General features: G+C 70.0%; 9 protein-coding genes and 1 tRNA gene. 4 read left to right on the forward strand and 6 right to left on the reverse strand.

From position 1 onward, the window contains the following. Window positions 1-97 precede the first annotated feature (97 nt). On the reverse strand, window positions 98-2,149 hold the full coding sequence (mnmC, locus tag LRR16_RS09725) for a bifunctional tRNA (5-methylaminomethyl-2-thiouridine)(34)-methyltransferase MnmD/FAD-dependent 5-carboxymethylaminomethyl-2-thiouridine(34) oxidoreductase MnmC (RefSeq protein ID WP_232205729.1): 2,052 nt from the start codon (window positions 2,147-2,149) through the stop codon (window positions 98-100). 95 nt (window positions 2,150-2,244) lie between these two features. Here mnmC and LRR16_RS09730 point away from each other — a divergent pair, with 95 nt between their 5' ends. Beyond that, window positions 2,245-3,102, forward strand: a complete 858-nt coding sequence (locus LRR16_RS09730) for a 23S rRNA (adenine(2030)-N(6))-methyltransferase RlmJ (protein ID WP_232205730.1) — start codon at window positions 2,245-2,247, stop codon at window positions 3,100-3,102. Between the two features lie 40 nt (window positions 3,103-3,142). Here LRR16_RS09730 and LRR16_RS09735 read toward each other — a convergent pair whose 3' ends face one another. The 5 genes from LRR16_RS09735 to LRR16_RS09755 form a co-directional block, all read right to left on the reverse strand. Further along, complete coding sequence (locus LRR16_RS09735) at window positions 3,143-3,616, reverse strand: aminoacyl-tRNA deacylase (protein WP_023263545.1); 474 nt, start codon at window positions 3,614-3,616, stop codon at window positions 3,143-3,145. 184 nt (window positions 3,617-3,800) lie between these two features. After that, window positions 3,801-4,121: a hypothetical protein gene (locus LRR16_RS09740; protein WP_064573358.1), complete on the reverse strand. Its 321-nt coding sequence runs from the start codon at window positions 4,119-4,121 to the stop codon at window positions 3,801-3,803. A gap of 167 nt (window positions 4,122-4,288) precedes the next feature. Further along, window positions 4,289-4,375: transfer RNA gene (locus tag LRR16_RS09745), tRNA-Leu, on the reverse strand. A gap of 219 nt (window positions 4,376-4,594) precedes the next feature. Further along, a complete protein-coding gene (locus LRR16_RS09750) occupies window positions 4,595-7,702 on the reverse strand; it encodes an efflux RND transporter permease subunit (protein ID WP_232205731.1) in 3,108 nt (1,035 codons plus the stop codon). A gap of 10 nt (window positions 7,703-7,712) precedes the next feature. After that, window positions 7,713-8,846: an efflux RND transporter periplasmic adaptor subunit gene (locus tag LRR16_RS09755; RefSeq protein ID WP_232205774.1), complete on the reverse strand. Its 1,134-nt coding sequence runs from the start codon at window positions 8,844-8,846 to the stop codon at window positions 7,713-7,715. 469 nt (window positions 8,847-9,315) lie between these two features. Between LRR16_RS09755 and hpnC the strand changes: the two genes are divergently transcribed. The 3 genes from hpnC (at window position 9,316) to hpnE (ending at window position 12,659) form a co-directional block, all read left to right on the forward strand. After that, window positions 9,316-10,203, forward strand: a complete 888-nt coding sequence (gene hpnC / locus LRR16_RS09760) for a squalene synthase HpnC (protein ID WP_232205775.1) — start codon at window positions 9,316-9,318, stop codon at window positions 10,201-10,203. 96 nt (window positions 10,204-10,299) lie between these two features. Further along, on the forward strand, window positions 10,300-11,136 hold the full coding sequence (hpnD, locus tag LRR16_RS09765) for a presqualene diphosphate synthase HpnD (RefSeq protein WP_006578558.1): 837 nt from the start codon (window positions 10,300-10,302) through the stop codon (window positions 11,134-11,136). Continuing rightward, entirely contained in the window at window positions 11,109-12,659 is a 1,551-nt protein-coding gene (gene hpnE, locus LRR16_RS09770; RefSeq protein ID WP_232205732.1) for a hydroxysqualene dehydroxylase HpnE, read from the forward strand. The genes hpnD and hpnE overlap by 28 nt, the downstream gene beginning before the upstream one ends. Window positions 12,660-12,702: the final 43 nt, after the last annotated feature.

Raw genomic sequence — 12,702 nt, forward strand, 5'->3', positions numbered from 1 at the left:
GCCGCCTGAGCCCCGATCGCGAACTCGCGCAAACAAACACACCGCGCAAACGGAAAACGCGGATTATCGCACGGTTTCGAATCGGTTCCGGCAGTTTTTACCCTGACAAGGCTTGACCGGGGCTCGGACCGAGGCCCTCATCGCCCTGCCCGGCCTCGTGCCCGGCATCCTGGTCGGCGCCACCGTGCTGCCCATGCCGCAGCGCGCGCAGCAGCAGCCGCGCCGGATCGAGCGCGTCGGCCAGGTCGCTTTCCAGCGGCAACGGCTCCCCTTCGATCCGGCTGGCCAGCAGTTCCCCGGCCAGCGCCGCCCAGGTCAACCCGCGCGAGGCAAAGGCCAGCGCCACATACAGGCCCGGCAGCCGCGGCAGATCCCGCAGATGCGCGCCGCGCAGCGAGGCGGACCGGCGCTCGCATTCGGCCTCGTCGGCGACCTGGCCGACCCACGGCAGGCGATTGTGCGAGACGCTGCGCACGCCGACATAGCCGTGCAGCGCAGACGGGTCCAACCCATCCACGGCCGCGCCCCTGTCCGGCAGCAGCGTCGACAGGCGGCGCAGATTGTCGGCATGGGTCTCGACCCGTTCGACCAGCGGCCCTTCGTCCGGCTCGTAGCTCGAGCCGATGCGGGCGCTGCCGTCGTCGTCGCGCGGCAGCAGGTAGCCGCTACCCGTCACCACGCAGTCGGGCCAGCGGCCCAGTCGGGCCACATCGCCGGGCTCCAGCGTCGTCAACTGCCCTCGTACGCGGCGGATCGGCAGATGGCGCAGCCGCAACAGCTTGCTCGCGTGGTGCGCGTTGGCCAGCACCAGCACCGGCGCTTCGGCCACCCGCTCTCCGGCCTCGTCGAACACCTGCCAGCCGTCATCGGCGTGGCGCAGCGAGGCGATGCGGGAGCCGAACCGCGTCTCCACGGCCGCGCCGGCCATCGCCAGCTGCGCGCGGCAGACGTCGGGGGGCGCCACCCATCCGCCTTGCGGGAACCACAGGCCGCCGCGCGCCACCGTCGCGCCATGCTCGGCGGCCGCTTGCGGCGCGCTCATCCATTGCACGTACTCCGGCGGCAAGCCGAGTTCGGCCAACGCGCGCTGCTGGAGCGCCGAGTCCTCGTCGTCCTGGCCGACCTGCAGCACGCCGCACCCCTTCCAGCCGACCGGATGCCCCGCTGCGGCCAGCGCCCGCCAGGCGCGCAAGGCGTACTGATTGCCGGCGCGCGACAGCCGCGACAGCACGCTGTCGTCCGGCGAGAGATGCGGATGCATGGCCGCGGCGCGATGCGACGAGGTCTCGCGCGCCGGACCGTCGTGCGCATCGATCAGCGTCACGCGCCAGCCACGCGCGGCCAGCCGCTCGGTCACCGCGCAACCAGCCAGGCCCGCGCCGATCACGATCGCGTGGCGCCGCGTCCAGGCACCGGGCATCGGCGGGGCATGGCGACGGCGGCGTTCGGCGGGCATGTGGGCGACCGTCATGTCGCGCTTGCTGCCGAAGCCGGGCACCTTGCTGACTGCGAAGCCCGCCGCCTGCAGGCCGCGCCTGACGAAGCCGGCGGCCGTATAGGTCGCCAGCGTGGCGCCGGGACGGGCCAGCCTGGCCAGCCCCTTCATCACCGTCGGGTCCCACATGTCGGCATTGCGCGCCGGGGCGAAGCCATCCAGATAGAAGGCGTCGGCGCCGAAGGCCAGCCGCGGCAGCAGCGCCTGCACGTCGCCCAGCGCCAGCGTCAGCACCACCGCGCCGCCGTCGAAGGCGAGCCGATGCAGCCCGGGCAACGCCAACGGCCACGCGGCCTGCAACTGCCGCGCCAATGGAGCGAGCTCGTCGAGGCCGGCGTGCAGCTCGGCCAGCCCCTCGCGCGTGAACGGATGCTTCTCGATCGAGACGAAATGCAGGCGCGCGCAGCGGCGCGGATCGTCGCGCCAGGCCTGCCACGTCGCGAGGAAATTAAGGCCTTGGCCGAAGCCCGTCTCGACGATGACGAACTGCTCGCGGCCCTGCCAGGCCTGCGGCAGCCCGTTGCCGCCGAGAAAGACATGGCGCGCCTGCGCCAGCCCGCCCTCGACGCTGTGATAGACGTCGTCATAGCGGGGCGAGTACGGCGTCCCCTGGTCGGACAGGATCGGCTCGGCGGGATCGAGGGCGCGGGGCATGGAGCAAACGGAAAACAGGGTGGCGAACGGCAGAAGGACGCCGCCGCAAAGCCGGCCGGATGGTAGCATGGCGCCCTGCTCCGCCCGCCCCTGCCATGCTCAGCTATCGCCACGCCTTCCACGCCGGCAATCACGCCGACGTTCTCAAGCACGCCATCGTCACCCACCTGCTCGACTACCTGACGCAGAAGGACAAGCCGTTCTGGTATATCGACACGCACGCCGGCGCCGGCCTCTACGCGCTGGACGAGGGCTACGCGACCAAGAAGTCCGAGTTCGAAACCGGCATCGGGCCGCTGTGGCGCGCCGCCGCGGACGGCCGCGCGCTGCCGCCGCTGCTGCAGGAATATCTGGACCAGGTACGCACGCTGAACCCCGACGGCCGCCTGCGGCACTATCCCGGCTCGCCGTGGCTGGCCTGGCAGATGCTGCGCGAAGCGGACCGGCTGCGGCTGTTCGAGTTGCACAGCACCGAAATCCAGGTGCTGCGCGACAACTTCCGCGGCGCGGGCCGCCGCGTGATGCTCTATGACGGCGACGGCTTCGGCGGCATCAAGGCCATCCTTCCCCCGCCGCCGCGCCGCGCGCTGGTGCTGATCGATCCGTCGTACGAGGACAAGCAGGACTACGCCCGCACCGTGCAATGCCTGCGCGACGGCCTGCAGCGGTTTGCGACCGGCACCTATGCCGTCTGGTATCCGCAGGTGCAGCGGCGCGAGTCCGTGCAATTGCCGGTCCAGATGAAGGCGCTGCCGTTCAAGAGCTGGCTGCACGCGACGCTGACCGTCAAGCATCCGGTGCCCGGCGGGCTCGGCCTGCACGGCAGCGGCATGTTGGTCGCCAATCCGCCGTGGACCCTGCGCGCGGCGCTGGAGGCGGCGCTGCCGGCGCTGGCCGAACTGCTCGGCCAGGACGCCGGCGCCACCTTCACGCTGGAAGGCGAACAGCCTTGAGCGCAGGACAGCGCTGCCTGCCGGCGCTGCGCCCTCCCCGCTACATCATGCGACGGGTGAACTGCCCTCGCTCGGCGCCGGACATCAGTTCGAGGAAGGCCTCCGTCGTCATATGGATCAGTTCCTCGTGGTCGCCCGCCTCGAAATAGACCTCGGGCTGGCCGAGCAGGCTGTCGTCGATATAGGTGCGCATGCCATAGGCCATGCCGACCGGCGGGATCGCGCCGAGCACGCAGTCCTTGAACACTTCGCGCACCTCGTCCTCGCTGGCCATCGTCAGCCGGCGGCCGGTGCGCTCGCATAGTTCCGCCAGGTCGAGCAGGCGAGTCGACGGCATCACCGCGACCACGTAGCCCGCCTCGTCCTCGAGCAGTACAGTCTTGACCAGGCGATCGCCCGGCACATGGGCGGCCTGCGCGGTGGCCATGCTGCCCAGCGCATAGGGGTGGCGGATGATATCGAAATGGCTGTTCTTGCTGCTCAGGCAAGTCGCCAGGGTGGTTGCCAGTGCCATGATGGGTCCCCTCATCGAGATACAGGGATGGCGCGCACTGGCGTGAGGCGCGTGGCGCGCCGTCCATCAGCCATCAGTTGGGGGCGCCGGTGCAACGCTGGCCTGCGGGTATCTACTATAGGACGCGGGGGACGTGGCGCGGGAACGGGACGGCGGCGATCGCGCCGCCCGATGCGGAGGGAAATCAGCGGGGAAAGGTCACGGTACCGTGCACGGTGACGCCCGGCGGCACATAGACCGGGGCCGGCTCGACATAGACCGGCGCCGGACCGTAGTAGCCATAGCGCGGTCCCTTGCACTTGCGCTCTTCCTTGTAGTCGCCGTTGCCCTTGAACTTGCGTTCGACCTTGCAGTTACCGTCCCAGTACTCTTCCTTGTAGTCGCCGCCATGGTGATGGCCGCGCCATTTGCCATGGCCGCTTTCGTCCTTCCAGGGGTCGGCCTGGGCGGCCAGCGGCAGGGCGAGCAAGGCGGCGAGACAGAGGGACTTTGCGGTAGGGGTCATGATCGTGTCCCGCCTCGACGCGGGCGTGATGCGCAGTTCTTCTTGTCTGGGACATTAGCGCCGGCATCGGTCCGCGGCGAGGCAGAAGGTGAAACGACCGTAAGCAAATGTTTCGCCGATCACAACGGCCGGGGCATGCCGGTTCCGATCGAAGCGATGAAGCGGTGTGGTGCGAGGGAGGGGACTCGAACCCCTACACCATTGCTGGCGTCAGGACCTAAACCTGGTGCGTCTACCAATTTCGCCACCCTCGCGGTCCAGGCGGTGCCGTCCTGAAGGGAGGCGCCGCGTGTCTGCCGAACATCGGGCCGAAAAAACAAAAGAGGCGACCGGAACCGCTTGCCGCCCCCTGCTTCTCCGACCGGCCTGCGGCGTTGCACCGCTGCCCGGCAAAGACCGCGGATTGTAGCGCATGGTTTCGCGCGAATCCAGTCCCCCGGGCAGCCGGCGGGCATCCGGCGGTCAACGCACCATCAGGCCATCACGCCACTGCCCTCTTCCGGCCGCCGCACGCGGAACCAGGCGGCGTACAGCGCCGGCAGGAACAGCAGCGTCAGCACCGTGGCGACGATCAGCCCGCCCATGATCGCCACCGCCATCGGCCCCCAGAACACCGAGCGTGACAGCGGGATCATCGCCAGCACGGCGGCCGCCGCGGTCAGCATGATCGGCCGGAAGCGGCGTACCGCGGCCTCGACGATCGCGGTCCAGGCTGGCACGCCGGCGCGGATGTCCTGCTCGATCTGGTCGACCAGGATCACCGAGTTGCGGATGATCATGCCGACCAGCGCCGTGATGCCGAGCTGGGCGACAAAGCCCATCGGCGAGCGCAGCAGCAACAGCGTCGCGGCGGCGCCGATCAGCCCGAGCGGGCCGGTCAGGAACACCATCACGGCGCGCGAGAAGCTATGCAGCTGCAGCATCAGCAGCGTGAAGATCAGGAACACGCACAGCGGCAGTTGCGCGGCAATCGACGCGCCGGCCTTGCCGCTCTCCTCCTCCGCCCCTGCCACCGTGATCAGGTAGCCGGCCGGCAGCTCGGCGCGCAGCTTGTCGAGCTGCGGATCGATCTGCGCCGTCACGGTCGGCCCCTGGATACCGTCGACCACGTCCGCCTGTACGGTCACGCCGAAATCGCGATTCTCGCGCCAGACGATGCCCGGCTCGGAGCGGATGCCGATGCGAGCCACCTGCGTCAGCGGCACCGCGCGGCCGCTGCTCGTCGGCACCTGCACGTTGTGCAGATCGGCCAGTGCCTCGCGTTCGTCCTTGGCCGAGCGCATCACGATGTCGATCAGCTTGTCGCCGTCGCGATACTGCCCGACCGGCGCGCCGGTCAGCACGGTCTGGGTGACGCGGGCGATCGCATTGGTGGTCACGCCGAGCGCGCGGGCCTTTTCCTGGTCGATGTCGAGGCGCAGCACCTTGACGTTCTCGTTCCAGTTATCGTTGACGCCGACGGTGTTGGGGTTCGCACTCATGATCGCCTTGACCTGGTCGGCGATCCGGCGCACCGCCGCCGCTTCGGGCCCGATCACGCGGAACTGCACCGGATAGGCCACCGGCGGCCCGTTCGGCAACAGCTTCACGCGGCCGCGCAGCTGCGGGAAGTCGCTCGCCAGCAGCGCGATGATGCGCTGGCGCAGCCGCTCGCGCACCTCGACGTCGACCGGCAGCACGATCAGCTGCACCACATTGCTCTGCGGGAAGATCTGATCCAGCGGCAGGTAGAAGCGCGGCGCGCCGGTGCCGACGAACGTCGTGATGCTGCCGACATCGGCATCGCCGCGCAGCGCCGCCTCGAAGCGCCTGGCCACGGCCTCGCTCTGCGCGAAGCTGGCGCCTTCGGGCAGCCACATCTCGACCATCAGCTCGGGCCGGCTGGAATCGGGGAAGAACTGCTTCTCGACGAACTGGAAGGCAAAGATGCCGAGCGCGAAGGTTCCCAGCGTGATCGCGATCACGGTCTTGCGCCAGTCCACGCACCAGTCCACCGCGCGCCGGAAGCGCGCATAGAACGGCGTGTCGAACACCTCGTGATGGCCGCCCTCGCTCGGCTTGACCTTCAGCAGCAGGTAGCCGAGGTACGGCGTGAAATAGACCGCCGCCAGCCACGACAGCACCAGCGCGAGCGCCGTCACCGCGAAGATTGCGAACGTGTATTCGCCGACCGTCGAACGCGCCAGCCCCACCGGCAGAAAACCGGCTGCGGTGATCAAGGTGCCGGTCAGCATCGGCATCGCGGTCGAGGTATAGGCGAAGGTTGCGGCCTCCATCTTGGAGAAGCCTTCCTCGAGCTTGCGCACCATCATCTCGACCGCGATGATCGCGTCGTCGACCAGCAGGCCCAGCGCGATGATCAACGCGCCCAGCGATACCTTGTGCAGGCCGATGTCGAACACGTTCATGAACAGGAAGGTGACCGCCAGCACCAGCGGGATCGTCAGCGCCACCACCAGGCCGGGACGCGCATCGAGCCGCAGCGGCTTCGTGTGCAAGCCCAGCGAGATGAAGCTGACCGCCAGCACGATCACCACGGCCTCGATCAGCACGCGCACGAACTCGCCCACCGAACGCTTGACCGCCTCCGGCTGGTCCTGCACCTGCTCCATTTCGATGCCGACCGGCAGCTGCTTGCGCAACGCGTCGGCCTCGGCGCGCAGTGCCTCGCCCAGCGCGATGATGTCGCCGCCCTTCTCCATCGAGATGCCCAGGCCGATCACGTCCTTGCCGTTGAAGCGCATGCGTGGGGCGGGCGGATCGACATAGCCGCGATAGACCCGCGCGATATCGCCGAGCCGGATGTTGGCCGCGCCATTGGGGCCGCGCAGCACCATGTTGCGCAGGTCGGCGACATCGGCGAACTGGCCCGACACGCGTACCTGCACGTTGTCGCTGGGCGTCACCAGCACGCCGCTGGCGGTCAGGTTGTTCTGCTCGGCGATCTGGTCGGCGATCGCGTTCAGGTCCAGGCCGAGCTGCGCGAAGCGGGTCTGATTGAATTCGATATAGATCTTCTCGTCCTGCAGCCCGATCAGCGACACCTTGGCCACCGACGGCACGCGCAGCAACTGCTGCCGCACCAGGTCTGCGTACTCGCGCAGCTCCTTGTAGGTGAAGCCGTCGGCCGACAGCGCATAGATGGTGCCGTAGACATCGCCGAACTCGTCGTTGAAGAACGGCCCGCGCACGCCGGCGGGCAGCGTGCCGGCGATATCGCCGATCTTCTTGCGCACCGTGTACCAGATCTGCGCGGTCTCCTTGGCCGGCGCATCGTCGCGCAGCTGAAAGATCACCGTGGTCTCGCCCGGCTTGGAGAAGCTGCGGATCTTGTCCGCGTACGGCACCTCCTGCAGCTGGCGTTCGAGCTTGTCGGTGACCTGCACCGCGATCTGCTCCGCGGTGGCACCGGGCCAGAAGGCCTGCACCACCATCACGCGGAAGGTGAACGGCGGGTCCTCGTCCTGGCCCAGCTGGAAGTACGACATCAGCCCGGCCAGCAGCAGCACCACCAGCAGATAGCGGGTCAGCGCCTGGTGCTCGAGCGCCCAGCGCGACAGGTTGAATCGGGAATGCTCCATCGCGGCGCCCTTAGCTGCGGGCAGCCGGCGCGCTGGCCGGGGCGCCGGCCGGAGCGGCAGTGGGGATCGGCGCCGACGCGGGCGCTACGGTCTGCAGCGGCCGCACCTTCTGGCCCGGCTTGAGCAGATGTACGCCCGCGGTGACGATGGTCTGGCCGGGACGCAGCCCGCTGCTGACTTCGATCTCGTTGCCGATCGGCTGGCCCAGCGTGACGGCGACCGGCTGTACCGTGCCGGCCGCGCCGTCGTAGACCCAGACCTGGTTGGTGCCCTGCTGCTGCAACAGCGCGGTCAGCGGCACGCGCACCGCGGGCGATGCGCCGGTCCGCACGAAGGTGACCATCGCGGTCATGCCGAACTTCAGGTCGGCGGGCGGATTGGGCACCGTGATGCGTGCCGCGTAGGTACGCGTGACCGGATCCGCGGCCGCCGCGATCTCGCGCACACGGCCCGGCAGCCTGCGCTCCGGCTCGGCCCAGGTCCGCACGCTGACGTCGCCGATGTCGCGCAGCCAGTCGACCTGATCCTCGGGCAACCCGATCGCGACCTCCTTCTCGGCGGTCTGCGCGACCCGCACCACCGACTGTCCGGCGCTGACCACCTGCCCCACTTCCGCGTCGATTGCGGTGACCACGCCGTCGGCATCGGCGGCGAGCACGGTATAGCCGGTCTGGTTGCTCTGCTCGCGCAGCGCGGCCTCGGCCTGGCGCAGCCGCGCGGCGGCGGCCTCGTAGCTGGCCTGCCGACGGTTCTGCTCGGCCGCGCTGATGAAGCCCTTGGCGAACAGATCGTTGTAGCGCTTCAGGTCGGCCGCCGCCAGGTCGCGATCGGTTCGCGCCGCCTCGTACTGCGCGCGGGAGCCCTGCTCGGCCAGGTTCAGGTCGGTCGGATCGAGCCGGGCCAGCGGCTGCCCGCGCCGCACCGTCGCGCCCACGTCGACCAGCCGCGCGGCGATCTTGCCGCCGACGCGGAAGCCGAGCCGGGACTCGACGCGCGGCCGCACGTCGCCGGAAAACTCATACGCGGACTGGCCGGTGGCCGACTGCAGCTGCAGCAGGCGCACGGGCCGGACGTCGGGCGCCCGCTCGGCCTCGCGCGAGCAGCCGCCGAGCACCAGCAGGGCAAGCAACAACGGCAACACCATGCCGACGGTCGACGGCAGGGGCTTCAAAGCGTTGACGGCCGCGACTTCCGGCCCGGGACAAGGCACTGGCATGGATGGCGATAAGACGGGTGCAACGGCATGACGAGGGGCGACGCGCGCCGGCACGGCCGGACTGGCGGCGAGCTGCAACGCTGCCGCGCGACACGACAATGGCGCCGCCCGAGGGACGGCGGGTCCGGCAGTAAATAACCGGCCGGTCAGCAATATATCGACCCCTTCGGGGTGCGTCAAACGCGACGCGACGAACCACCCCATTTGGGGGGTGAAACGATCGATTTAGGCCCCAATTGGCGCGTGTTGCGTCTCGAGACGCCCCCACTCGGTAGGGTGCAGGGCGCCCCCGGATGCCCTCTCAAGCAGGCCGCGTGGTTACAATGCTGCCGCCATGTCCAAGCCCGACGCGCCTTCCGCCGATACCCCGCAAACGCCGTCCCCGATGCCGGCGTCAATGCCGGACGCCCCCGCGGCCGCGGAAGGCTATGCCGTCGACCACTACGAGAACTTTCCGGTGGCCAGCGTGCTGCTGCCCCGGCCGCTGCGCCGGCCAGTGGCGGTGATCTACCGCTTCGCCCGCACCGCCGACGATCTGGCGGACGAGGGCGATGCGGCGCCCGCCGAGCGGCTGGCCGCGCTCGGCGCCCTGTCCGATGCGCTCGAACGCATCGCCGCCGGCACCGATCCCGGTACGCCGATGATGCGCGCGCTGGCCGAGGTCATCGCCGAATACCGGCTGCCGCTGCCGCTGTTCCACGATCTGCTCGACGCGTTCCGGCAGGACGTGACCGTGCACCGCCATGCCGACTGGGACAGCCTGCTCGACTATTCGCGCCGCTCCGCCAATCCGGTGGGCCGGCTGATGCTGCATCTGTACGGCGCGGCCACGCCGGACCGCTTCGCGCGTGCCGATGCGATCTGCACCGGCCTGCAGCTGGTCAACTTCTGGCAGGACGTCGCGATCGACTTCGCGCGCGGCCGCATCTACCTGCCCGCCGACGCGATGGCGCGCCACGGCGTCGACGAAAACGCGCTGGCCGAGGGCCGCTGCGATGTGTGCTGGCTAGCGCTGATGGAGGAGCTGAAGATCCGCACGGAGGCGATGCTACAATCCGGCGCTTCGCTCGCGCTGGACCTGCCTCGCACGGTGGACTGGCGTATCGGCTGGGAGCTGCGGCTGGTGGTGCAAGGCGGCCTGCGCGTGCTGGAACGCATCGAGGCCGTCGGCTACGATGTCTTCCGGCGCCGTCCGACGCTCGGGCCCGCCGACTGGCTGCTGTTGGCATGGCGGGCGGCAGCGCGCTACCGGAGTGGCACCGCGCCGAGCAAGCCCGTTCATTGAACTCGGGATCGAGCCCGGATGGATTCCGGGATCGCCCCCGGACCGAGCCGCCGATCGAGTCCACCGAGTGTGTCCCCTAGCGAGCGCGAGACCGCTTTGACGCCCGACCAGTACTGTCAAGACAAGGCCGCCCAGAGCGGCTCCAGCTTCTACTACAGCTTCCTGTTCCTGCCGCCGGAACGGCGGCGCGCCATTACCGCGCTCTATGCCTGGTGCCGCGAGGTCGACGACGTCGTCGACGAGACCCAGGACCTGACCGTCGCCCAACAGCAGCTGGCCTGGTGGCACGGCGAGCTCAAGCGCCTGTTCGCCGGCGAACCGACCCATCCGACCACGCTCGCGCTGCAGCCGCATCTGGCCTCCTGCGGCCTGACGCAGCCGATGCTCGCCGAGGTGCTGGAGGGCATGGAGATGGACCTGATGCAGACGCGCTATCTGGACGAGGCGGGCCTGGACCGTTATTGCCATTGCGTGGCCGGCGTGGTCGGCACGATGAGCGCGCGCATCTTCGGCTACCGCGATCCGCGCACGCTCGAATTCGCCGAGAAACTGGGGCGCTCGCTGCAGCTGGTCAATATCATCCGCGACGTCGGCGAGGACGCGCGGCGCGGCCGGCTCTATCTGCCGGTCAATGTGCTGCAGCGCTTCGAAGTGCCGGCCGCCGACATCATGCAGGGCCGCCATTCGCCGCGCTTCGTCGCGCTGATGGAGTATCACGCCGAACGCGCGCGCACCTTCTACCGCGAGGCGCTGGCGCTGCTGCCCGATAGCGACCGCCGCGCCCAGCGCGCCGGCCTGCTGATGGGCGCGATCTATCACGCCCTGCTCGACGAGATCGAGGCCAGCGGCTTCCAGGTATTGAACCAGCGCATTTCGCTGACACCCATGCGCAAGCTGTGGATCGCATGGAAGACGTGGATACGCAACCGCTGAACCTCGCGATGGCGGAACGCACCGCCACGCCCGACGCAACGTCGCCGCGGACCGGCGGCGCGGTCGGCGCGGTCGGCGCGGTCGGCGCGGTCGGCGTCATTGGCGGCGGCTGGGCCGGCATGGCGGCCGCGCTGGAACTGGCGCAGGCCGGCCGCGTGGTCCACGTGTTCGAGGCCGCGCCGGTGCTCGGCGGCCGCGCGCGCCGCGTCGCCCGGCGTCATCCGCAGGTGGCAGGCGAACTCGACAACGGCCAGCATCTTCTGCTCGGCGCCTATCGCCATACCCTCGCGCTGATGCGCCGCGCCGGCGTCGATCCCGATGCCGCGCTGCTGCGGCTGCCGCTGCAGATGGCCTATGCCGACGGCTGGCAGCTGCAGGCGCCGCGCCTGCCGGCGCCCTGGCATCTGCTCGGCATGGGCCTGACCGCCCGTGGACTGGGCTGGCGCGAGCGCGCTGCATTGGCGCGGGCGCTGTCGCGGCTGCGCGCCGACAGCGATGCGGAGGATGCCGAAGATGCAGTCGATGGCACCGATGCCGGCACCGCCGGCGAGACCGTCGCCGCGTGGCTGGCGCAGGCACCGTCGTCGCTGCGGGAACGCCTGTGGTTCCCGCTGTGCGTGGCGGCGCTGAACACGCCGGCCGAACAGGCCGATGCCCGCGTATTCCGCCGCGTGCTGCGCGACAGCCTGCTGGCGGCGCGCGGCGACAGCGACATGCTGGTTCCGCGCCGGGACCTGAGCCGGCTGTTTCCCGAGGCCGCCGCGCAGGCAATCGTTGCCGCGGGCGGCACGGTACGGACCGGCGCCGCGGTACAGCAGATCTCGCAAGCCCAGCACGGCTGGCTGCTGCAGACCGGTGCCGGCCGGCAGGAAGTCGCGCAGTTGGTCATCGCCACCGCGCCGCGGCAGGCGGCGCGGCTGCTGGCGCAGATCACGCATCGCTCGCACCAGCCCGCGCTGCAGGCGGCCGCGGCGAAGCTGCAGGCGTTCGACCATGTGCCGATCGTCACGCTGTATCTGAACGTCGGCGCGCTGCGCCTGCCGCGTCCGTTTCTTGCGCTCGACGCCAGCGCCGCCGCGCCGGGTCAGTTCGTCTTCGATCGCGCCGCGCTGTCGACCGAACCCCACGCATCGGCCGCGCCGGACCGCGACAACGTCTGGTCGGTCGTGATCAGCGCGGCCGACGATGCCGCAGCGATGCCGCAGGCGGAACTGGCGCGGCGCGTGCGCGCGCAGCTTGCCGCGCAACTGGCGCCCTGCATCCCCGATGCCGCGCGCCTTGCCGATGCGCGCGGCGAATTCGTGATCGCCGAACGCCTGGCCACGTTCCGCTGCGTGCCGGGCCTGGCGCGTCCCGGCAACGATATCGGCGTGCCGCGCCTGGCGCTGGCCGGCGACTATACCGACGGGCCCGACCGGGCATACGGACCGTATCCGGCCACCATCGAAGCGGCGACGCGCAGCGGCTCGGCCGCCGCGGCGCTGCTGCAGCGCGAGCGCGTGCCGTCCGCCGAGACGGCATGACGTTCGCCGCATGACCCTCCTTCCCATCGACGTACCGAAGAGC

The organism is Cupriavidus sp. UGS-1 (assembly GCF_021213615.1).
GTDB lineage: Bacteria > Pseudomonadota > Gammaproteobacteria > Burkholderiales > Burkholderiaceae > Cupriavidus.